The 22,790-nt window shown below is 67.3% G+C and carries 18 protein-coding genes; 9 read left to right on the top strand and 9 right to left on the bottom strand.

All coding sequences use genetic code 11. The features are described 5' to 3' along the window. The first annotated feature begins 3 nt into the window (after positions 1-3). The 3 genes from F7R26_RS34925 to F7R26_RS34935 all read left to right on the top strand — a co-directional run bounded on the left by F7R26_RS34925 (position 4) and on the right by F7R26_RS34935 (position 2,519). Complete coding sequence (locus tag F7R26_RS34925; RefSeq protein ID WP_150985198.1) at positions 4-858, top strand: HTD2 family dehydratase; 855 nt, start codon at positions 4-6, stop codon at positions 856-858. A gap of 73 nt (positions 859-931) precedes the next feature. Next, positions 932-1,906, top strand: a complete 975-nt coding sequence (locus tag F7R26_RS34930) for a tripartite tricarboxylate transporter substrate binding protein (RefSeq protein ID WP_150985197.1) — start codon at positions 932-934, stop codon at positions 1,904-1,906. Positions 1,907-2,003: 97 nt separating this feature from the next. Continuing rightward, positions 2,004-2,519 (top strand): MaoC family dehydratase, encoded by a 516-nt coding sequence (locus F7R26_RS34935; protein WP_150985196.1) that lies wholly within the window; start codon positions 2,004-2,006, stop codon positions 2,517-2,519. A gap of 70 nt (positions 2,520-2,589) precedes the next feature. On the opposite strand, the gene F7R26_RS34940 is transcribed toward F7R26_RS34935, so the two are convergent. The 3 genes from F7R26_RS34940 to F7R26_RS34950 all read right to left on the bottom strand — a co-directional run bounded on the left by F7R26_RS34940 (position 2,590) and on the right by F7R26_RS34950 (position 6,293). Next, a complete protein-coding gene (locus tag F7R26_RS34940; RefSeq protein WP_150985195.1) occupies positions 2,590-3,552 on the bottom strand; it encodes a Bug family tripartite tricarboxylate transporter substrate binding protein in 963 nt (320 codons plus the stop codon). A gap of 124 nt (positions 3,553-3,676) precedes the next feature. Further along, complete coding sequence (locus F7R26_RS34945) at positions 3,677-5,221, bottom strand: class I adenylate-forming enzyme family protein (protein ID WP_150985194.1); 1,545 nt, start codon at positions 5,219-5,221, stop codon at positions 3,677-3,679. Positions 5,222-5,312: 91 nt separating this feature from the next. After that, positions 5,313-6,293, bottom strand: coding sequence for a tripartite tricarboxylate transporter substrate binding protein (locus tag F7R26_RS34950; protein WP_043357257.1), 981 nt, complete (start codon positions 6,291-6,293; stop codon positions 5,313-5,315). Between the two features lie 278 nt (positions 6,294-6,571). Between F7R26_RS34950 and F7R26_RS34955 the strand changes: the two genes are divergently transcribed. Beyond that, positions 6,572-7,780 carry an acyl-CoA dehydrogenase family protein gene (locus tag F7R26_RS34955; RefSeq protein WP_150985193.1) on the top strand — a complete coding sequence of 403 codons (1,209 nt, stop codon included), beginning with the start codon at positions 6,572-6,574 and terminating at the stop codon, positions 7,778-7,780. A 25-nt stretch (positions 7,781-7,805) separates the two neighbouring features. Next, positions 7,806-8,933: an acyl-CoA dehydrogenase family protein gene (locus tag F7R26_RS34960; protein ID WP_150985192.1), complete on the top strand. Its 1,128-nt coding sequence runs from the start codon at positions 7,806-7,808 to the stop codon at positions 8,931-8,933. 430 nt (positions 8,934-9,363) lie between these two features. Here F7R26_RS34960 and F7R26_RS34965 read toward each other — a convergent pair whose 3' ends face one another. The 5 genes from F7R26_RS34965 to F7R26_RS34985 form a co-directional block, all read right to left on the bottom strand. Further along, positions 9,364-10,902 carry an acetolactate synthase large subunit gene (locus F7R26_RS34965; RefSeq protein ID WP_150985314.1) on the bottom strand — a complete coding sequence of 513 codons (1,539 nt, stop codon included), beginning with the start codon at positions 10,900-10,902 and terminating at the stop codon, positions 9,364-9,366. A gap of 126 nt (positions 10,903-11,028) precedes the next feature. Next, the gene (locus F7R26_RS34970; RefSeq protein WP_150985191.1) at positions 11,029-11,859 is read right to left on the bottom strand and encodes a GntR family transcriptional regulator; all 831 of its coding nucleotides are present in this window, start codon (positions 11,857-11,859) and stop codon (positions 11,029-11,031) included. 213 nt (positions 11,860-12,072) lie between these two features. Continuing rightward, entirely contained in the window at positions 12,073-13,125 is a 1,053-nt protein-coding gene (locus F7R26_RS34975; protein ID WP_241754654.1) for a VirK/YbjX family protein, read from the bottom strand. Positions 13,126-13,463: 338 nt separating this feature from the next. After that, entirely contained in the window at positions 13,464-14,693 is a 1,230-nt protein-coding gene (locus F7R26_RS34980; RefSeq protein ID WP_150985190.1) for an MFS transporter, read from the bottom strand. Between the two features lie 103 nt (positions 14,694-14,796). Beyond that, positions 14,797-16,278: an SLC13 family permease gene (locus F7R26_RS34985; protein ID WP_150985189.1), complete on the bottom strand. Its 1,482-nt coding sequence runs from the start codon at positions 16,276-16,278 to the stop codon at positions 14,797-14,799. A gap of 135 nt (positions 16,279-16,413) precedes the next feature. On the opposite strand from F7R26_RS34985, the gene F7R26_RS34990 reads away from it, so the two are divergent. The 4 genes from F7R26_RS34990 to F7R26_RS35005 are packed head-to-tail and all read left to right on the top strand — an operon-like array spanning position 16,414 to position 19,603. Further along, on the top strand, positions 16,414-17,214 hold the full coding sequence (locus F7R26_RS34990; RefSeq protein ID WP_150985188.1) for an AraC family transcriptional regulator: 801 nt from the start codon (positions 16,414-16,416) through the stop codon (positions 17,212-17,214). Beyond that, entirely contained in the window at positions 17,211-18,275 is a 1,065-nt protein-coding gene (locus F7R26_RS34995; protein WP_150985187.1) for an FUSC family protein, read from the top strand. Before F7R26_RS34990 ends, F7R26_RS34995 begins: the two co-directional genes overlap by 4 nt. Positions 18,276-18,302: 27 nt before the next feature. After that, positions 18,303-18,818 carry a MarR family winged helix-turn-helix transcriptional regulator gene (locus F7R26_RS35000; protein ID WP_150985186.1) on the top strand — a complete coding sequence of 172 codons (516 nt, stop codon included), beginning with the start codon at positions 18,303-18,305 and terminating at the stop codon, positions 18,816-18,818. Next, positions 18,815-19,603, top strand: a complete 789-nt coding sequence (locus F7R26_RS35005) for a DNA alkylation repair protein (protein ID WP_150985185.1) — start codon at positions 18,815-18,817, stop codon at positions 19,601-19,603. Before F7R26_RS35000 ends, F7R26_RS35005 begins: the two co-directional genes overlap by 4 nt. Positions 19,604-19,657: 54 nt before the next feature. Here F7R26_RS35005 and F7R26_RS35010 read toward each other — a convergent pair whose 3' ends face one another. Continuing rightward, positions 19,658-22,780, bottom strand: coding sequence for an efflux RND transporter permease subunit (locus F7R26_RS35010; RefSeq protein WP_150985184.1), 3,123 nt, complete (start codon positions 22,778-22,780; stop codon positions 19,658-19,660). Between the last annotated feature and the right edge of the window lie 10 nt (positions 22,781-22,790).

Genomic DNA, 22,790 nt, shown 5'->3' on the forward strand with positions numbered 1-22,790 from the left:
GCCATGACCCAGCTCGAAACCCTGCGCACCTGGATCGGCCGCAGTGAAAGCCGCACCGAGACCCTCTCCCCGGAACCCGTGATCGGCCTCGCGGCCACGCTCGACCTCGACGGCGACGCGCTGGTGCGCGGCCCGCTGCCGCCGCTGTGGCACTGGCTCTACTTCCTGCCGCGCGCCCCGCAGCGCGAGCTCGGCCAGGACGGCCACCCGGCGCTGGGTGGCTTCATGCCGCCGGTGCCGCTGCCGCGCCGCATGTGGGCCGGCGGCGAACTGGATTTCCGCAAGCCGCTGCGCGTGGGCGATACGGTGACGCGCACCGCCACCATCCGCAATGTCGAGCACAAGAGCGGACGCAGCGGAGAGCTATGGTTTGTCACGGTGGAGCATGTGCTCACGGTCAAGGGCCAGGTCGCGCTGACCGAGCGCCAGGACCTGGTCTATCGCGCCATGCCGGAGCCGGGGCAGCCACTGCCCGCGCGGCCGCGCCTGGCGCACCAGGCGCAATGGCAGCGCCAGTTGCGCGCCAATCCGGTGATGCTGTTCCGTTTCTCCGCGCTCACCTTCAATGGCCACCGCATCCACTACGACCACGACTACGTGCGCGACGTGGAAGGCTACCCCGGCCTGGTCGTGCACGGCCCGCTGCAGGCGATGCTCACGCTGGACCTGCTGGCGCGCGAGATGCCCGGCGCCACAGTGCGCCGTTTCGGCTTCCGCGGGCTGGCGCCGATATTCGATCACGACACGGTGACGGTGGGCGGCGCAGCCGATGCCGGCACGCCAGGCAAGGTCACCTTGTGGACCGGTGACGATGCCGGGGGCCAGGCAATGGACGCATGGGCCGTGGTGGAGCACTGACCCGCGCAAGGACAGCAACAACGATAACAACAACATCGGGATCGAAGGGAACAACAACAAGAGGAGACTTTCGATGCATGCAGTCCGCAATCCATGGCGCGTAGCTGGCGCCGCTATCGTTCTGGGCTGCGCCACGCTGGTCCAGGCGCAGTCCGCTCCCGCCTATCCCACCCGCCCGGTCACGCTGATCGTGCCCTATGCGCCGGGCGGCACCACCGACGTGGTGGTCCGTCAGTTTGCCGTGGCCTTGCAGAAGTCCCTCGGCCAGACCGTGGTAGTGGACAACAAGCCGGGCGTGGCCGGCACCATGGGCGCGCTTGCCCTGCGGCAAGCAAAACCCGATGGCTACACGCTGTCGATGATGCCGGTCACCGTATTCCGTCAGCCCTTCATCCAGAAGACCGCCTTTGACCCGGCACGCGATTTCACCTACCTGTCACGCATCACCGGCTATACCTTTGGCGTTGTGGTGCCGGCCAATTCCCCGTGGAAGAACTGGGGCGATTTCCTGCGCGATGCGCGCGCCAGGCCGGGCACCGTGAGCTACGGCTCGCCGGGCCAGTACAGCTCGCCGCACATCACCATGATCGAGCTGGTGACCAAGGAAAACCTCAGCATCAACCACGTGCCCTTCAAGGGCGATGCCGACTGCCTGAACTCGCTGATGGGCAACCATGTGCAGCTCTGCGCCGCCGGCAGCGCGGCCGGCACGCTGGTCGATGCGGGCAAGTTGCGCTGGCTGAATCTATGGACGGCGCAGCGCTCCCCGCGCTGGCCCGACGCGCCCACGCTGCGCGAGCTCGGCTATGACATCGTCTCGAACTCGCCCTACGGCGTGGCCGGGCCAAAGGGCATGGACCCCAAGGTGGTCAACATCCTGCAGGACGCGCTGCGGCGCGCCGCGGAAGATCCCCAGCATCTGGCCGCGCTCAAGCAGCAGGACCAAGACCTGATGTACCTGGACAGTGCCGGCTACACCCGCTTTGCCCTGCAGCAGATCGCGCAGGAGAAGGCGCTGGTGGAGCGGCTGGGCATCAAGCCGGATTGACCGGACTGACCCTGCACCCGCGCTGCGCCAGGCCATGGCGCAGCGCGGCTTCTTCTGCTGGCGCGCTGCTTCGCGCCACCAACCTCGACACCGACCGATGACCATCAAGCCATCCACAGCGAATCCCGAAGCGAGCCGCTTCGACCCGCGCGCCCACCGCATGTGCGAACAACGTTATTTCGAGGATTTTGTGCCCGGTGAACGCTTTGTGCTGCCCTCGCGCACCATGACCGAGGCACTGTTCGCCGCCTTCCAGCTGGCGAGCGGCGACAACCACCCGGTGCATTACGATGCAGAGTATTGCCGCGCCCACGGCATGCCGCACATGCTGGCGCACGGCTACCAGGTGCTGATCCAGACGGCGGCGGGCGCCGGCCTGTTCCCGCATATGGTGGAGGAGTCGCTGAAGGGGTTTCTCGACCAGAGCAGCCGTTTCCTGCATCCGGTCTATGTGGGCGATACGCTGTACAGCGCGCTGGAAGTCAGCGAGCTAGCGCCGAACCGCACCACCGGCGTGCTGACCTTGCGCTCGACGGTGCATAACCAGCACGGCGTGCTGGTGCTCGACGGCTTGCAGCGTTACCTGCTGCGCAAGCGCGCACCGGGCGCCTGAGCGAAGCCGCGGGAAAAAGCAAAGGCCGCGCCCCCCTCTCCCGCAAGCTGGTGAGGGGAGCCATCCGGCCTCAATCCACCTGGATATTCGCCGTCTTCACTACCCCGGCCCACAGCTTCAGTTCACGCTGAATGCGGTCGGCCAGCGGCTTCGGCCCGGTGATATCGAGGTCGTAGCCGCCCTGCGTCATGCGCTGCTTGAAGGCCGGATCGTCGCCGATCGACTTCTGCGCCTTGACCAGCTTGTCCACCACATCGGCGGGCAGTTTCTGCGGGCCGATCAGCGCGTACCAGCCGGTCAGGTCATAGTTCTTCATGCCGGACTCGATCATGGTCGGCACGGTCGGCAGCGCCGCGTTGCGCGTCTTCGACGTCACGGCCAGCGCACGCACCTTGCCCCCCTGGATATGACCGATGGCGGTGCCGGTGATGTCGAACATGAAGGTCACCTTGCCACCGATCACATCGGCCATCGCCGGCGAGTTGCCCTTGTACGGCACGTGCAGCATCTTCACCCCGCCCATCTGCGCGAGCAGCTCGGCGGACAAGTGGTTGGACGCTCCCACGCCGGCCGAGCCAAAGCTGACGCCTTCCGGATGCTTGCGCGCGTACTCGACCAGCTCGGTGACATCCTTGGCGGGGAAATCCTTGTTGATCAGCAGCACGTTGGTGTAATCGTTGATCAGGCCGATGTAGGTGAAATCCTTGGTGGGATTGAAGTTCACCGACTTCTGGATCAGCGGCGTCATGGTCATGGTGGGGCTGGCCACGAAGTACAGCGTGTAGCCGTCCGGCGTTGCCTTTGCCGTCAGGTCCGCGGCAATGGCGCCGCTGGCGCCGGCGCGGTTGTCCACCACCACCGGCTGCTTGAGCGCGCGGCCCAGGAAATCGGCGTAGATGCGCGCGGCGGTATCGACCGGGCCACCCGGGGCGTAGCCCACAATCAGCTTCACCGGGCGCGCCGGATAGTTGTCCGCCATTGCGGTGCCTTGCACCAAGGCCAGCAGCATGCCAGCCATCATCCATCGTTTCATCAGTCTCCTCCTTATTGTGCGTCTTGCCAGTGCCCGGGCGTGCGGGGCGCTGGCTGCGAGAACGCTTCGGCCCGCGGCGAAGCGCTGGCGGCGGCGAGTTCATCGAACCAGCCGCCGCCGGGGGTCATGCCGCTACGGCGGTGCCGTCCAGCATGGCGCGCAGCGGCTGCTTCAGGAGCTTGCCGCTGGCGGTGGTGGGAATGGTCTCGATCACGCGGATCTGCGCGGGCCGCTTGTACGGCGCCAGGCTGTCCCGCAGGTAGGCCTCCAGGGCGGCAGTGTCCAGCTGCACGCCCGGCTGCGTTTCGATAAAGGCCACGACTTCTTCGTTGCCATCGGCGGCTGCGCGCCCGACCACGGCGGACTGGCGCACGCCGGGGAAGGCGTTGATGACGGATTCCACCTCGATCGGGTAGACGTTGAAACCCGAGCGGATGATCAGGTCCTTGGAGCGGCCCACGATAAACAGTGCGCCGTCTTCACCGAGAAAGCCGAGATCGCCCGTGTTGAGCCAGCCGCCCGGCAGCAGCGCCTCGGCGGTCTGCTCCGCGTTGCGGAAATAGCCGCGCATCACGCCGGGACCGCGCACGCGGATCTGGCCGCGTTCGCCCGCGGGCATCGGCTCGCCCTGTTCGCTGGTGATGCTGATCTCCACGCCTTCGACGATATAGCCGGCGGAGCAATCGGCGCGTGGCGCGTCCATGCGGGTGATGAACAGTGAACCAGCGTATTCGGTGATGCCGTAGCCGTGATGCAGCGGCTGGCCGAACCATGCCTCGGTGTCGCGCTTGAGGGTCGGGTCCAGCGGCGCGCCGCCGGTATAGAGATAACGCAGGCGGGGAAACGCGGCGGCGCCGCTCTCCAGCGACGACGCCCGCGCCACCGCCATGATGCGCGTGAACATGGTGGGCACGCCTTGCAGCATGGTGACGCCGGGGGACTCCAGCGCGGCGAACACGTCCGCCGCATCGAAGCGCGGGCGCATCACCAGGCTGGCGCCCGCGTACAGCGTGGCCATCAGCACGGTGGCAATGCCGAAGATATGCGACAGCGGCAGCGCGCCGTAGGCAATGTCGTCGGGACCGAGATGGCGCGAGGTGGCCGAGATCCGCGCGAAGATGGTCAGGCCAGCGTGCGGCACCATCACGCCCTTGGGCGCGCCGGTGGTGCCGGAGGTATAGATCAGCGTGGCCACGTCACGCGCCTGGGCAGCGCTCACGCGCGGCGGCACCTCCGGGGCACGCAGGCTGGCGAGGCCGGGATCGAGCGCCAAGCAATCGGTGGGCTGTGCGCCGAGCCGCCTGGCATGCGCCGCGGCTACGTCGGAGACATGGCTGGTGAAGAACGTCAAAAGCGGCTCCGCATGCGCGCGGATGCCATCGATCTCGCGCGGCGAGAGCCGCGCATTGACCTGGATCGGCCACGCGTGCAGCGCACTGCAGGCGAACAGCATCACCACCATCTCGGCGCAGTTCTCGCCCACCACCATCACGCGGTCGCCCTGCCCCACGCCCTGCGCGGCAAGCCAGTCGCGGGTGGCGGTGATGCGCTGCCACAGCGTGCCGTAGCTAAGCACCCCGCTGGCCTCATGCAGGCAAGGCGCCTGGGGCGATTGCTCGGCCCAGTGCCGGGGGATGTCGTGGATGAACTCGGGGCGGAAAGAGGACATGATGCAAGCGATGATTAGATTGAAACCGGGCTGGCTGTTGCAACGGCTGGGAATGGCTGAGTATGGCCGGGATAGGCTGGGAGTGGCGAACTCACTGATCCAGATGGATGTTCGCTGACTTGATCAGGCCGTCCCACTTCTGGTACTGGGTGCGCATATAGGTGCCGAACTGCGCCGGCGTCGAAGGAAAGGGCACCGTGCCCTGGCTGGCCAGCCGCGCCGCCAGCTCGGGCTGCGCGAGCGACGCCACGATCTCGGCGTTGAGGCGATCGACAATGGCGGCCGGGGTATTGGCCGGCGCCACTACGCCGAACCACGCGGTGAGTTCATAGCCAGGCACACCGGCAGCAGCCAGCGTCGGCACCCCGGGCAGCTGCTCGGACGGCTTGGCAGTGGTCACCGCCAGCGCGCGCACGCGGCCATCCCGCACGTACGGCAAGGCGGTGGAAATGCTGTCGAACATCATGGTCAGGCGCCCGCCGATCAGGTCCGTCATGGCCGGGGCGCTGCCCTTGTACGGCACGTGGTCGATGCGCACGCCCGCCATGTGGGTGAAGAGCTCGCCAGCCAGGTGCGACGACGAGCCGTTGCCAAAGGAGCCGTAGGTCAGCTTGCCGGGCTCGCGCCGTGCAAGCGCCAGCAGCTCGGCCACGTTACGGGCCGGGACGGAGGGATGGACCACCAGCACGTTGGGCAGGTAGGCCACGGAGGCCACCGGCGCGAAATCCTTGAGCGGGTCGTAGCCCGGCTTGTCGTACAGGCTCTTGTTGACGGCCAGCGAGCCGAAGGTGCCGAACAGCAAGGTATAGCCATCGGCCGGTGCGCGCGCCACCGCCACGGCGGCGATGTTGCCGCCCGCGCCGGGCCGGTTCTCGATCACTACCGACTGGCCGAGCCGCACGGAAAGTGCATGGCTGACTTCACGCGCGAGCAGGTCGGTGGCGCCGCCCGGCGGGAAGGGCACCACCAGCCGCACGGGCTTGTCGGGATATGCGGCGAATGCGCTCGCCGTGGCCGCCAGCCAGCCGCATAGGGCAAGCCATCGGGTGCAACGTATGGTCCAGCGGTGCATCGCCTGTCTCCTCGGCGTGAATTGTTTTTGTGCTGCGACGGCACTGCGCCAGTGTGCGGCAGGCGTTGGCCGCGTGCCATTTGGATTTGGCTAAGGCCGTGTTCTGCTTGGCGTGTGCGCTTGCAGGCGGCTGGCTGGTGCTGTCCATCGGTTCGCAAGCGCGGAAGGACGGCTTTGCCATTGCGGAAGAACCGAATGCCCTGCCACCCATAAAATCCGGCAACGACTCAAGACGGCGGCCGGTGGCGGCCCGCCTTCCCAACCGAGGGGACAAACAGATGGACCTGCGTTTCAGCGCGGCGGAACAAGCGTTCCGCGAGGAAGTTCGGAGTTTCGTGCAGGCCAGCCTGCCCGCGGATATCCGCGACAAGGTGCTGGCTCACCAGCGCGTGGAGAAGGATGACTATGTGCGCTGGCACCGTATCCTGCATGCGCGGGGCTGGGGCGCGCCGACCTGGCCCAAGGAATGGAGCGGCACGGGCTGGAACGCGCTGCAGCGCCTGATTTTCGAGATCGAGGCATTCCGTGCGGGCGCGCCGCGCCTGCTGCCCTTTGGCCTGACCATGATCGGCCCGGTGCTGATGAAGTACGCCAGCCAGGAGCACAAGGAACGCTTCCTGCCGCGCATCCCCACCGTGGAGGATTTCTGGTGCCAGGGCTACTCCGAGCCCGGCTCCGGCTCCGACCTGGCCTCGCTCAAGACCCGCGCCGTGCGCCAGGGCGACCGCTATATCGTCAACGGCCAGAAGACCTGGACGACGATGGCGCACTTCGCCGACTGGATCTTCTGCCTGGTGCGCACCGACAGCGAGTCCAAGCCGCAGGAAGGCATCTCGATGCTGCTGATCGACATGAAGACGCCGGGCGTGACCGTGCGCCCCATCGTCACGCTGGACGGCGGCCATGACGTCAACGAAGTGTGGTTCGAAGATGTGGAAGTGCCGGCGGGCAACCTGCTGGGGGAAGAAAACCGCGGCTGGACCTATGCCAAGTACCTGCTCGGCCACGAGCGCACCGGCATTGCCGGCATCGGCCACTGCAACCGCGAGCTGCGCCAGCTCAAGCACTACGCCGCGCAAGCCACCGACGGCGCAGGCCGCCCGCTGATCGACGACGTGCGCATGCGCGACAAGATCGCGCGCATCGAGATGGACATCATGGCGCTGGAAATGCTGCTGCTGCGCGTCGCCACGCAAGACGCAGGCCGCGGCCCCGGCCCGGAAGCCTCCATCGTCAAGATCCGTGGCTCCGAGATCCAGCAGGACCTCGCCATGCTGCAGATGGAAGTGGCCGGCCCCAATGCCTGGCCCTACTCCCCGCGCTGGCTCGAAGCCGGCGAAGCGCCCCCCGCCGACGCACCGCTGCACGCCCCGGCCTGGGCCGCGCCGGCCGCGTCCACGTACTTCGACATGCGCAAGACATCGATCTACGGCGGCACAACCGAAGTACAGAAGAACATCATCTCCAAGATGATCCTCGGTTTCTGAGAGCACAGACGGAACAAGCACAGTCATGGACTTCAACTACAGCGAAGAACAGCAAATGCTGGCGGACAGCCTGCGCCGCTTCATCGATACCGAATACACCTTTGATAAACGCCGCAAGAGCGCCCGCGGCGGCGGCAGCCTCAACCGCGCCACCTGGGCACAGCTAGCCGAAATGGGCGTGCTCGGCCTGACCGTGCCCGGCGAATACGGCGGCTTCGGCGAAAGCGCCGCCAGCCAGCTGGTGGTGCAGCGCGAACTGGGCCGTGGCCTGGTGCTGGAGCCGGTCACGCCGACCGCGGTGATGGCCACCGCCGTGCTCAGCGCCTACGGCAGCGCCGCCCAGAAAGACGATTGGCTGCCCGCCATCGCCGCGGGCGAACGCGTGGTCACCCTCGCCTACCTGGAACCCACCACCCGCTACCGCCCCGAGACGGCGCGCGCCAGCGCCGAGCGCAAGGGCGACGGCTACGTCCTTAACGGCAACAAGAGCCTGGCCTGGCACGGCGAAGCCGCCGACGCCTTCCTGCTCACCGCACGCGTCTGCGGCAGCAACGAGTTGGCGCTGTTCCTGGTACCCGGCAACGCCGCCGGCCTCACCGTGCGCGGCTATCCCACCATGGACAGCCTGCGCGCCGCCGACCTCGCACTGCAGAACGTCACCGTGGACGCCAGCGCCATGATCGGTAACGCAGCCGACGGCCTGCCCGCCCTGCTCCACGGGATCGACCACGGCATTGCCGCGCTATGCGCCGAAGCCGCCGGCGCCATGGAAAAACTGATCGAGATCACCGCCGAGTACCTGCGCACGCGGCAGCAGTTCGGCAAGCCGCTAGCCGTGTTCCAGGCGCTGCAGCACCGCATGGCCGACATGCTCGTACAAAAGGAACTAGCGTTGTCGATGGCCTACGTGGCAGCCCAGGCGCTGGACGAAACCGATCCCGCCCAACGCCGCCGCATGCTCAGCGCCGCCAAGGTCACGGTCGCCAAGGCCGGCCGCCTCGTCGGCCAGCAAGCCGTGCAACTACACGGCGGCATGGGCATGACAGACGAACTGGAGGTTGGGGATTACTTCAAGCGGCTGACGATGATCGACCCGTTGCTGGGCGACAGCGATTTCCATGTGCAGCGGTATGGCGAGGTGATGGCAGCGTAAAGCCCGGGCCGGGCATACTAGCGCAGCGCGACACCGCGAGCGCCCGCCCTCTCCCCAGCGGGAGAGTCAGAACATCGATTCGGTCTAGCCGTGTTTCCCGCCCGAAGGGGCGGGAAACACCCAAGGCGATGCGAAGCGAGCCGTGAAGGTGTGCCAAGGCCGTATGGGGCGCCTCGGGATTCGGCGAAAAGAGCGGAAAAGAGGGACCCATGTCTGAGTATCGCCTTAAGGCGATGCGAGTTTGGGTCCCGGCCGCTCTTTTCGTCGAAGCCCGAGGGGGTAGTCGCCCCATCCGGCGCGCCTTCTTTGCCTACTTTCTTGGCAAGACAAGAAAGTAGGTCGCCGCCCCGCAGGGGCGGTGAAACTGCAGTTGCCTTTGACCTTGAAGTCAAGCAGTTGCAGTTGGGACCATCACCCCCCACCCCAAACCTCAAATCACCAACTCAATAACAAACGGCCCCCGCCGACCATTAGCCATACCAAACAACTCAGCAAACCGCTCCATATCCTCAGCCCGCGCAGCCTCCACCCCCATCCCATTAGCCAACTGCACCCAGTTGAGATCCGGATTGCCGATATCCAGCATATCCAGCGCAGTCTTGCCCGGATTGGCCCCAACCCCGGCCAGCTCACCCAGCAAGATCGCGTACTTGCGATTGGCCAGAATCACCACGGTAACGTCAAGCTTCTCGCGCGCCATCGTCCACAGCGATTGCAGCGTGTACATCCCCGAGCCATCGGCCTGCAACGCAACCACCCGGCGCCCCGGCGCGGCGACCGCGGCGCCGGTCGCCAGCGGCAGCCCATCGCCAATAGCACCACCAGTCAGTTGCAGCCAGTCATGCGGCGCGGCATGCACGGTCCCCGGGTAAAACGCACGCCCAAAGCTCACGCTCTCTTCCACCACGATGGCCTGCTCCGGCAGCAGCGCCGTCAGCGTTTGCGCGACCGCCTCGGAGGTCACCGCGCCCTTGGCGATCCCACGCGGCGCGACCGAAGCCGGCACCGGCACCGGAGGGGCGCCAAGCTCGTCGGCAAGATGCGCCAGGGCTTCGGCCAGATCTTGTTCCGGACGTGCCAGCACATGGATCTCAGCGTCTTCCGGATAGGGGCGCGGCGACTTGCCCGGGTAAGCGAAGAACGTCACCGGCGGCGGCGCGCCGACCAGGATGACGTTGCGGATGCCCGCCAGCTTGTCACGCGCCACGTCGCCGGAATAGGGCACCCGATCCACGTTGAAACGGCCTCGGCCGCGCGACACGCGGGCGTTGGACATCGGCGTGATCAGGCGCGCACCGGTGGCGGCGGCGATGCGGTGCGCATCGGCCAGCGGCGCCTCGCGCAGCGCGGTGCCGGCCAGCACGATCAGCGTGGGCCGGCCCGAGCGCAGCAGGCGCGCAGCTTGCTGGACGGCGTCGGGCGAGACCTTGGGCACCGGCAGCGGCGCCAGCGGCACGCCTACCTTGCCGCCGGCATCCCAGCAGACATCCGAGGGCAGGATCAGGCTGGCGACCCCGCCGGGGGCGGCGCACGCGGCCTGCACGGCCGTGGCGGCGTCGGCGCCCACCGATGCGGCATCCGTGGCGGTGCGGGTCCAGACCGAGACGGGGCGCGCCCAGCCTTCGGTATCGGCCGTCAGCGGTGCGTCGAACGGACGATGGTAGGTGGCCTGGTCGCCCACGATGTTGATCACCGGCGTCTGCGCGCGGCGCGCGTTATGCAGGTTGGCCAGGCCATTGGCCAGGCCCGGGCCGCAGTGCAGCAGCGTGGCTGCCGGCTTGTCGGCCATGCGCGCGTAGCCGTCGGCCGCGCCGGTCACCACGCCCTCAAACAGGCCGAGCACGCAACGCATGCCGGGAATGCGGTCGAGCGCGGCCACGAAGTGCATTTCGCTGGTGCCGGGGTTGGCAAAGCAGGTGTCCACGCCGCAAGCCAGCAGCGTCTTGACCAGGCTCTCGGCACCGTTCATCTCGCTCTGCCCGTTGTTGCCCTGGGTTGCATGGCTACCTTGGTTGCGGTCGGTATTCGGCATCTCGTTCATTTCCAGTTGGCGGATTGGGGAATGGGGAATGGGGAATGGATTGGTGGACAAGCGTCAGGACTGCGCCCCTGGCGTGGCAGCCGGGCGCGCTGGGACATAAACGGGGGCGGCGCCCGCGCCAGTCGCGAGCAGGTCAAAATCCAGGCAGACGAACTCGCTCGGGAATTCGATGCGTGCGTAATAGACGATCACGCCGTCTACGCACGCATAGCGCCGCAACTCGGCCACCGGCGCGCCAACGGGCAACGCCAGCCTGGCAGCCGATTCCGCGCCCGCCGCAATGATCGACAGGCGCTGCCTGGCGGCGGTGACCTTCAGCTGGGGAAAACGGTCGAGCACCGGCACCGAAGCCCCGTGGCGGAACGCTTCCGGCTCCCGGGCAAACACGCTGGCCTCGATAAAGACCTCGCCCAGCGCGAACGGGCGCTGCTCGATCCGGTGCAGGCGGCGCAGGAAGTGATAGCCCGGCGCGCGCGCTGCGGCGCAAGGCATGCCCAGTTCGTCCGGCAAGGTGACGGTGCCATCGGACTCGGACAGCGCCTCGGTGTCGAGCTGCTCGCCGACGGCCACCACCTGGTCCCAGCTCACCGGCAGCCTCATGGCGCGGCGCTCGCGGCAGCTTGCCTTGACGAACGTGCCGCGCCCGCGCTCGCGGGTCAGCAGGCCCTCTTCGTCAAGCAGGGAGAGCGCGTGATGCATGGTCATGCGCGCCACGCCGAACTCGCGGCAAAGCTGCTCGAGCGACGGAATGCGCTCGCCCTGGCGCCACTCGCCACTCTCGATATGGCGGCGGAAGATCGTGGCGAGCTGGAGATAGACCGGCTGGCGGCTGCGGGACAAGAGGTCGCTGGAGGCAGGCAAGGCGGTGAAAGCTGGATTCGGCATCAAAAGCGGGAGCAACGCAGCGACTGCGAAAGCCGGGAGCGCCAGCGTGTTATCGCCGGCTGGAAGTGGCTTACTGAAGTGGCTTACTTTAATAAGGTCTACAAACCTAGACTACTAGGGTTTACTGCAGCCCCGTCACGAACGCAAAAAAAAACGCAGGCCGAAGCCCGCGCTTTTCTGTGCGTATCCATCGCGGCTTGTCGCCGCGCCGCCTTACGCGGCAAGCGGCTCCGCGCTGCCCGGCGCAATGACCTGCGTCAAGGTGGGCGCCGGGGTGGTTGCCTGCGGCACGGCGGGCGCCGCGAACCATCCCTGCACGGCCGCGTGGATGGACTCTACCTGGGCCAGCTTGCGCCGGTACGCGGAGCGCTTCTTGGACGGCAGCGCCATCACATCGCGGCGCGGCTGGTTGACCGGCACCTCGACATTGCCGCAAGGCATTGGCTGGCCCGCGGACTCCATCCAGAAGCCCTCGTAGTCGCAGCGGATCTCGCGCGGGGTATGGCGTTGGCGGCCCACGTGATTCTTCTTGCTGACGCCCACGATGCGCTGCACCCCGAGCGTGGCGGCAAAGCCGAGCAGCGCTTCCATGACCGCGTCCTTGGGCCGCAGGCCTTCGCATGCCTTGGTGGACTCGCGGATCAGGTCGCGGCTGTTCTCACCCATGGGGCCTTGCAGGCCCCCGACGAAGATCTCCGTGCCGCCCTTGCGCTGCGCCAGGTAGAAGCTGAGCTGGCTCAGGCATACGCCGCTGGCCGTGTCCAGCCAATAAAAGGCCAGTTCGCCTTCCTTGGGATTCGGCCCCGAATCCGCCAGGCGCAGCCTGTAGCGGCCGTCGCCCATCGCCCATTCGAGCCCGCCGCCCACATAGACGCGTTCGCTTAGCGCCAGCGGCACCAGCGTGCTCATCGCGCGGTAGTGATCCAGCACCGTGCGCATGCGCTCGCGAAAGCTCAGCCCAAATGCGCCAAGCGGGCGATATGGGCGCTCGAGCAGAGAAGGCTTGGCCATGGCCACGCGCCGCATCAGCGCGCAGGAGTCGACCGCCTGCAACCAGCTGCGCACCGCGGCAAAGCGGAATGCGGACCGGCAGATCAGCTTGAAACGCTTGAAAACCCACTTCTTGCCGCCCGGCGGGTGGCAAAACGCCGACAGCGCAGTAAGCACCGCCAGATAGCGAAAATAGAAAAAAGGCCCGAGATCGTGAAAAAAACCCCTGGCATTCAGCCCCGACAGCCATTGAAGGCTCGAGATTGGTCCTTGCACCACTTGACGCTCCCCTGTTCCCAATTCAGCAAAGCCGGTACCCGGTCTTGTATTGCTGCGCTAACGATTCAAAACCGCCGCGCCCGCCATGGCAGTGGCGGGGTAGACGGCCAGGCGTAGCCTGGATCACGGGGCACGGCTGGCAGCGTGGGGGGCCACCGGGCCAAGTGTTTCCGCCCCGTAATATTTCGTAACGAATAGTAATACGTCCGGTTGACAGGAAATGCAGTCATTTCCCCTGGAACGCAAAAAATATGTGGGCGGGAGCCCGGGAGCATCGATAGATCAGATTGCGGCCTGGATAAGGAGCGCAGCGCGCGCGCCCTGGCAATCCGGAATCAGCGCGGCAGCGCGCCTGCGGGCCGTGGCTCCGTCGCGAAGTACAGGCCCGCCATGGCCGGCAGGCCAAAGCCGATCCAGCTGGTGAGCGTCCAGCCGCCGTGGGCAAAGGCCCACGCGCCGACGGCCGAGGCCACGGCGCCGCCGGTGAAGAAGATCGCCATGAACAGTCCGTTCAGGCGGCTGCGATAGGCGGCGCCCAGCGCAAAGATGGCGCGCTGGCCCACGACCAGGTTGGCCGCCACGCCAAAATCCAGCACGATGGCGGCAGTCGTCAGCGCCGCCAGGGCTACGGGCGAGCCGGGCGTGCCGGCCTGGCCCAGCACAAAGGCGCCGGCCGCGAGCAACATGGCGAGCATGGTCATGCCCCGGCCACGGCCGCGATCGGCCTGGCGCCCTGCGATGGGCGCCGCCACCGCTCCCGCCACACCAGCCAGCGCGAACAGGGCGATGCCCTTCTGGCTCAGGCCGAACTCGGGGCCGGCGAGCCACAGGGGCACGGTGGTCCAGAACAGGCTGAACGCCCCAAACATGCATGCCTGGTAGGCCGCACGCCGGCGCAGTACGGGCTGCGAGCACAGCAACTGCCACATGGACACCAGCAGCGCGCCATAGCGCACCGCGGGCGCCGGGCGGCGATCCGGGAGCAGCCGCATGAGCACCAAGGCGAGCAAGGCCATGCCCACGGCCGAGCCCGCGAAGATGGCATGCCAGCCCCACAGGTCGGTGACCAGGCTGGCGGCCGGGCGGGCCAGCATGATGCCCAGCATCAGGCCGCTCATGACATTGCCGACAACACGGCCGCGCGCATGCTCAGGCGCCAGGTGCGCGGCAAACGGCACCAGGACCTGCGCGGCCACGGAGCTCAGCCCGATGCAGACAGCCGCCAGCAGAAACACACCGGCATGGCCGGCCAACGCCGCGCCAGCCAGTGCGAGGGCGCTCGCGGCCAGCAGGCTGCAGATCAGCCGGCGGTTCTCGATGATGTCGCCCAGCGGCACGATCAGCAGCAGGCCCGCGCCATAACCGGCCTGGATCAGGGTCACGATCAGGCCCGCCGCCTGCGGCGACAGCCCCAGCGCGTGGCCGATCGGGCCGATCAACGGCTGCGCGTAATACAGGTTGGCCACGATCAGGCCGCAGGCGGTGGCCAGCAGCAGGGTCATCCAGCTTGCGCCGCCCACAGGGCTGGCTTGCGCTTGCGGCGCGCAGTGCGCTCTTGTCGTCATGATTGCCTTCTACAGTGGAGCTCGGCCTACCCGGGGCTGGGGTTAACCAGAGGTCGAAGGCCGAGATCATGCCTCAGTTAGCGCAAGCTTGCTGGCGGCGCGCTCAAGGCAGGTAGCCCAGCAAACGCCACCAGAAGTAATCCAGCGGCAGCAGCACCAGCAGGGTCAGCGCGGCCAGCGCCAGGCACATGCGGGTGCCGTCGCGCAGCCCCACGCCACCGAGCTGCATGGCGATCACAATGGGTGGCGACTGGTAGGGGAAGAACACCGTGGAGAACACGGGAACCTGCAGCATCAGCACGGCTTCGAGCGACAAACCCGTGGCCTGCGCCAGTTGTCTGGCCAGCGGTGTCAGCACGGCCGGCAATCCGGGCAGCGTCGTCATGAGCCCCAGGCTCGCCCCGACCGCGCCAAGCGCGGCCACATTGGCGGCGGTATGCCCCGGCGATAGGGGCAGCCAGCGCAGCAGTGCCGCGCTGATAGCGGTCCCCAGCCCCGTGGATTCCACCACGGCGCCCAGGCCGAGAAAGCCGGCTACATAGATCAGGGGCGTGAGGTGCACCTGCTCGGCCAGCATGCGCGAGGAAACCAGGCCCACGCCCGGCAACAGGCAGACGATGCATGCCGCCAGCGAGATCCAGGCCGGCGAGACGCCATGCAGCGTGTCGGTGGCAAACCCGGCCACGGCCAGCACCAGGATCACCGCCAGCAGCTTTTCCTGCCGGCTTGGCGCGCTCGCTTGCTCGCGCGGGAGTGCCGCGATCGGCCCACGCTCGGGGAACAGCCGGCAGACCAGCCAGACCAGCATCACGGTCTTGAGCAAGCCGAGGATGGGGAAATGCAGCAGGAGATAGCTGCCATAGCTCAGGTTGACGCCGTACAGGGAGCTGGCCGCGCCGAGCAACACGCTGTTGGGGATGTTGGCCGGCAGGATGGTGGTGGGCGGCATATAGCTGGCGGCCGCCACGGTCAGCACCATGCCGATGCGACCGTTGGACCCCGGTGCAAAGCCAAGCCGGTCGGCCAGCGCCAGCACGATCGGCATCAGCAGCAGCACGCGCCCGGTGGTCGATGGCATCAGGAATGCCAGCCCCACGGCGCTCACCGCCACCGTGCCGATCACCTGGCGATAGCTGCCCACCCGGCCCCGGAAGATGATGGCCGCCAGCCGCTGCGCCAGCCCGGTCTGGCGCAAGGCCACACCGGTTACCGCGCCGCCGAACATGAGCCACCACGCGGTGGAAGCAAAGCCCGAGAAGACCACGGGGGCCGGCGCCACGTGCAGCACGACGGCGCACAGGAAGAACAGCAACGTCGTAGCCGGCTCGGGCAGCACGCCCAGCGCCCAGCAGCACACGGTGGACGCCACCAGCGCCGCCGCCAGCACCAGGCCACCGGGCGCGCCGGTGGCGCGGCCCACCAGCCATACCGCCGCGACGCACAGGGCGATGACGATAGCGGCGCGCGCGCTGTCCGACAGCTTGCCCGCGGGCGCGGGGCCTGCGGCGGGTGGCGCCTTGGAAGCGGCGGGATTGCCGGAAAGGCTGGCCTGGGGCGGCAAGCCGGGCTGACTGGTATTGCTCATGCGAGGGAACTCCGTGGTGCCATGCGATGAGCGCCATCGTAGGACGCGCCAATCTGGCCGGGTTACACTTCTCGGGCAATTTCTTACGAATCCAAGCCACATCCGAAACCCTGCGCCAAAGCCGCGCCGAGCCAGATGCCACGCACCACCTACCAGCCCGTCACGCTGACCCAGCCCACCGCCGAGCAGCCAGTCATCGTGCATCTGCGCCAGCCGCCGCCCAACGCCATCATTCGCCGCCACCGGCATGCGTGGGGACAGATCTCGTGCCCCCTGCGCGGCAGCATGCGGGTGACCGCGGCAGGCACCACCTGGGTGGTGCCGACCATGCGCGCGGTGTGGATTCCGCCGGATGTGGAACACGAGGTGGTCACGCTGGGCGATGCAGCGCTGCATGCCTGCTATGTGCTGCCGCAGGCGGCGCCGCTGTCGCTCACCGCCTGCGTGGTCGTGGAAGTGTCGGCGCTGATGCGCAACCTGATGGTGGCGCTGACCGACGCGGCCAGCTTGTCCGCGCCACGGCGCCAGCTAAGCGCGGCCCTGCTGCTCGAGGAGTTGCGCACCGCGCCCACGCTTTGGCCGGGGCTGGCCTTGCCCACCGACCGCCGCCTCAAAGCCTTGTGCGATGCCTTGATGGAGCAGCCAGGATCGGCGCTGAGCCTGGCGCAATGGGCCGAACTGACGGGCGCCAGCGAGCGCACCCTGGCGCGGCTGTTCCGCACCGAGCTGCGCACCAGCTTTGCCGCCTGGCGCCAGCAATTGCGGCTGGCGCACGCCGTGGACCTGATGAGCCGCGGCAAGCCGCTCGCGCATGTGGCGGCCGAGACCGGCTATGCCAATGCCGGCGCCTTCTCCACCATGTTCCGGCGCGCGCTGGGACAGGCGCCACGCGATTTTCTGGCGGCGGAATCCCGCAATCACGGGAGGGGACATTGAGCGCAAAGACCCATCTTGCAAAAGCCATCCAATGGCCAGCCGGCGCGCAGGTGCATCCTCGCGAGATGCTCGCGGCGGCCCTGGGCATGGGCGTGCCGCTGCTGCTTGCCGGCGCCACGGGGCAGATCGCGCTTGGCCAGGCCGCCGCGCTCGGCAGCCTGGCGATCGGCGCCGGGGCGGTTGCCGGCTCGGGCATCGACGTGCGCGACGAATCCCGCATCGGGCCACTGGCGGCCCTGCTTGCACCGGTTGCGGCTGCCGCGGCCATCGCGGCAGCCCTGGCGGGCCACGGCGTCCTGACCGATGTCATCGTCCTCTTGCTAGCCGGTGCGGCGGCCTGCATTGGCGGCTACAGCCGCCCGCTCGCGATCGCAGCCACGCGCTTCATCCTGTTCCTGATCATTGCCACAGGCGCGGCAAGCGCTGCGCCGCATCGGGCAGGATTTCTCCTGCTCACGCTGGCCGGCGCGCTCTGGACCTGTCTGCTGTGCCTGCTCCTCGCGCCGAGGGCCAAAGCGCCGCCGCAAGCGGCTACAGCGTTGCCGTTGCCCACCGCCGCGCAGCGCCTGCGGCGATGGCGGCGCACGCTGTCGCAGTGGGCCGGGTGGCAGTACTCGCTGCGGCTAGTGCTCGGCCTGGGCTGCGCCGGCATCCTGCGCTGGCTGTTCCCGGGCCATCACTTCGAATGGATCACGCTGACCGTGGCGATCCTGCTGCAGCGCCAGCCAGAAGGCTTTGCCGTCAAGGCCACGCAGCGCGTGGCCGGCACCCTCCTCGGCGTGCTTGGCGCGAGCTTGCTGCTGGGCCATCAGCTCCCGTACTGGCTGGTAGCATTCAACGCGGGATGGCTGGCCGGCATCCGGCCACTGCTGCGCCTGCGCAACTACCTGGCCTACTCGGCGGTCATGACCCCGCTGATGGTGATGATCATGGGCGCCAGCGGGCCGGCCAACGGCGGCATGCTGATGGACCGCGTGGCAGCGACGGCGATCGGTGCCGTCATCGTGTTGCTGGTCGACCGGATCGCCATGAAGGCAGCGAGTGGCGCGCTTGCCAACTAGTTAGGCGCCATATAATATGGCGCCATCATGCAAGCACTCGAACAGAAATACCTCGCCCTGCTCAACGAAGCCGAACGACGGCAGTTGCCCGACCTGGACAGCATCCAGCTGTGCTTCCGGGCACTGTCGCTGGCGTCCGCGATCGACCGCGACTGCGCCGCGCTGCTGGCGCCGCATGGCCTGTCCGAAGGCCGTTTCGTGCTGTTGTTCCTGCTGAACGCGGCCAAGGACGGGCTGGCGCCCAATACGCTCGCCGAGCAGGCCGGCGTCACGCGCGCCACCATCACCGGCCTGCTGGACGGGCTGGAGCGCGAGGCGCTGATCGAGCGCCATGCCGACACCACAGACCGGCGCGCCCTGACCATCCGGCTCACCCGCAAGGGCAAGCAGGTCGCCAAAAAGGTGTTCGATGAGCATGGCCGCTGGATCGCCAGCTTGTTCTGCGACCTATCCGCACAGGAGCGCGTTTTGCTCGACGGCCTGCTAAGCAAGGTTTCCGCCGGCATGGCCAAGCGCAACGGCGTGCCGGGAGAACCGGCATGACCCAGTCAGCAGCCCAGCCGGCAACACGCAAAGGCGCGAGCCGGGCGGCGGACATTCCCGCCGACATCCTGGCCGCGCTGGAGCGTGGCGAACTGCAAAGCGCCACACTCACCGAATGCCTGGCGCTGAACCAGGTCACGCTGCTGCGCGCCGTGTTTCCCAAGCTCCCGCCAGCCGCCATGCAGCAAGCCCAAGCCGCCAGCCAGCTCGGCATCCTCAAGCGCATGGCCAGCATCGGCGCCATCCTTATGGAGCAGCTTGGCGCCGCGGGCATCGCACGTTGCCAGGCGCATCCATCGGATACCGTGCGCGGCTGGGCCTGCTTCATGGCCGGCATGCGGCCGGGCCTGGACCTGAGCCAGCGCCTCGCGGCCATCCGGGCGCTGGCCGACGACCCGCATTTCGGCGTGCGCGAATGGGCCTGGATGGCCGTGCGGCCGCATCTCGCGGCGGATCTGGACACCAGCATCGCGCTGCTTGCCGCCTGGACAACGTCGCCATCCGAGCGGCTGCGCCGCTTTGCCACCGAGGCACTGCGCCCGCGTGGGGTATGGTGCGCGCATATCACCGCGCTGAAGAAGCATCCCGCGCAAGCCCTGCCGCTGCTGGACGCACTGAAGGCCGACCCCTCGCCCTATGTACAGGACTCGGTGGCCAACTGGCTCAACGATGCGGCCAAGGACAGTCCCGACTGGGTGCGTGCCCTGTGCCAGCGCTGGCAACAGCATGAACCGGCCGACGCCACCCGCCGCATTTGCAGCCGCGCGCTGCGCAACCTCCGATGAAAAAAAGCCCGCCACCAAGGTGACGGGCTTTCGAGGCAGGCAACAACCGGAAGATCAGGCCGGCAGCGAGTCCGACAAGCGGTTCTCCTTGCCGTTGCCGTTCTCTTCGTCCGGCCAGTTGCGGCCGACCATCCACTCATACAGCGTGGGCAGCACGATCAGCGTGAGCATGGTGGCGGTGATCAGGCCGCCGATGATGACGATGGCCAGCGGGCGCTGCGTCTCCGAGCCGATGGCGCGCGAGATGGCCATCGGGAACAGGCCCAGCATGGCCAGCAGCGCGGTCATGAGCACCGTGCGCAGGCGGTCCATCGAGCCGGTCAGCACGGCCTGGCGCACGGGCATGCCTTCGTCGCGCAGCTGGTTGAAGTAGGTCACCATCACCACGCCATTGAGCACGGCCTGGCCGAACAGCGCGATAAAGCCGATCGCAGCCGACACCGACAGCGGAATGCCGGTGATGAACAGCGCGAACACGCCGCCGATCAGCGCGAACGGAATGTTCGAGATGATCAGGGTCGCGCTCTTGAACGACTTGAAGGCATTGAACAGCAGCAGGAAGATCACCAGCACCGACAGCGGCACCACGATCGACAGCCGGGCCATGGCGCGTTCCTGGTTCTCGAACTCGCCCGACCAGCTGATCTTGACGTCGTCGGCCTTGACGTTCTTGGCGACCAGTTCCTGCATGTCCTTCACCACGCTGCCCATATCGCGGTCATGGATGAAGATGCCGATGGACGTGGTGCGCTGGCCGTTCTCGCGGCTGATGTTCATCGCGCCCGAAGCCGCGCGGAAGTGCACCAGTTGCGACAGCGGCACCTGCGCGCCGTCCGCCGTCTGCAGGAAGATATTCGGCAGGTTTGGCAGCTGGCGCTCGTTAGGCTTGAGGCGCACCGCCACGCTGAAGTGCTTCTCGCCCTCCCACAGCTCGGTGGCTGCCTTGCCGGCCAGCGCGGTCTCCATCAGGTCCTGCACGTCCCCCACGTTGATGCCGTAGCGGGCGGCCTGGGCGCGGTCGAAGTCCAGCACGTACTGCGGCAGCTCGCCGTCGCGGTCGATAAAGGCGCGCATCACGCCCTGGACCGATTGCACGTTGGCGAGGATCTGGTCGGCCACGCGCTTGTTCTGCTGCAAGCTGTCGCTCTGCACCTTGATCACGATCTGGCCCTTGATCTGGGAGATGCTCTCAAGAATGTTGTCGCGCACCGGCTGCGAGAAATTAGGCTCGATGCCGGGCAGCTGGCGCAGGTTGGCGTTGATCTCGTTGATGATCTTGCGCTTGTCGTAGCCCGCGCGCCATTGCTTGTCGTTCTTCAGGTCGACCAGGATTTCGACGGTGTTGATCAGCTTGGGATCGGTGCCGTCGTCCGGGCGGCCCACCTTGGAGATGGTGGTATTGACCTCGGGCGTCTTGCGAATCACGCCACGCAGGCGGCGGGCCTGGTCGCGCGCTTCGTCGATGGACACCGACGCCGGCAGGTCGAAGCTGACCCACATCGAGCCTTCGTCCAGCTCCGGCAGGAACTCGCTGCCGAGGAACTTGCCCACGCCAACCGTTGCCACCAGCAGGCCAACGGCGATGCCCACCACGGTGCGCTTGTGGTCCAGCGCCCAGGCCAGCATCGGCTCGTAGAGGCGCTTGCTATGGCGCACCATGAAGTTGTCTTCATGCGCGATGTTCTTGGTCAGCAGCAGGTGGCACAGCAGCGGCACCAGCGTCAGCGAGATGATCAGCGAGCCGACCAGCGCACCCGTCACGGTGTAGGCCATGGGCGCGAAGATCTTGCCCTCGTGGCGCTGCAGCGTAAAGATCGGGATGTGCGCGGCGATGATGATGATCATCGAGAACACAGTCGGGCGGCCCACTTCGGTGGTGGCCTGCAGGATGGCGTGCATGCGCGCGCGGCTGTCCTTGATCTGGGCTTCCTTCAGCTCACCCAGCCGCTTGAAGATGTTCTCCACCACGATCACCGCGCCGTCCACGATGATGCCGAAGTCCATCGCGCCCAGCGACAGCAGGTTGGCGGGAATGCCCACCCAGGTCAGCCCGATGAACGTGGACAGCAGCGCCAGCGGAATCACGATCGCCACGATGGCCGCGGCGCGCACATTGGCCAGGAACAGGTACAGCACGGCCATCACCAGCAGCGCGCCCTCGACCAGATTGCCGAACACCGTGTGCAAGGTCTTGTCGATCAGCGTGGAGCGGTCGTAGTAAGGGACGATCTTCACGCCCTTGGGCAGGATCGAATTGTCCAGCAGGTCAATCTTCTTCTTGAGCGCTTCGAGCACCAGCGAGGGATTCTCGCCCTTGCGCATGACCACGATGCCCGAGACGATGTCGTCCTCGTCGTCCTGGCCCATCAGGCCCTGGGGCGGCGCGGAACCGGTCCGGATCTCGGCAATGTCCTTGACCAGGATCGGCGTGCCATTGACTTCCGACACCACCACATCGGCGATGTCGGCCGAGGTACGGAAGCTGCCCAGCGAGCGCAGCAGGAATTGCTGGCGCCCGTTGGCCACGGCGCCGCCGCCGGCGTTGGAGTTGGCGCGCTGCAGGGCGGTAAAGAGTTGCGCGAGCGAGATCTTGGCGTCGCGCATCTTCGCCAGGTTGGGGTTCACCTCGTACTGCTTGATGGTGCCGCCAATGGTGACGAGGTCGGCCACGCCCGGAACCTGGCGCAGGTTTTTCTCCACCACCCAGTCCTGCAGCGTGCGCAGTTCCTGCGCGCTGTAGCCCTTGCCGGTCAGGCGAAAGCGGAAGATCTCGCCGATGGCGGTGGACAGCGGCGCCAGCTCCGGCTGCACGCCGTCGGGCAGGTCCACCCCGCGCAGGCGCTCGATCACCTGCTGGCGGGCCACCACGTCGGTGGCCTTGTCATTGAAGGTGACCATCAGGAAGGACAGGCCGAACTGGGTGTGCGAGAACACCCGCACGGAGTTCGGCGTGCCGGCCAGCGCGGTCTCGATCGGGATCGTGACCTGGCGCTCGACTTCCTCGGCGGCACGGCCCGGGTACAGGGTAATGACGTTGACCTGGATGTCGGAGACATCCGGGAAGGCTTCGATCGGCAGGTTCTTGAAGGCCGCAAGGCCACCCCCGATGAAGATGGCAAGGCCTAGCCAGACGAACAGCTTCTGGTGCAGGGCAAAATGGACGATGCGCGAAATCATGTGGCGGTCT

Source organism: Cupriavidus basilensis (assembly GCF_008801925.2).
Classification (GTDB): domain Bacteria; phylum Pseudomonadota; class Gammaproteobacteria; order Burkholderiales; family Burkholderiaceae; genus Cupriavidus; species Cupriavidus basilensis.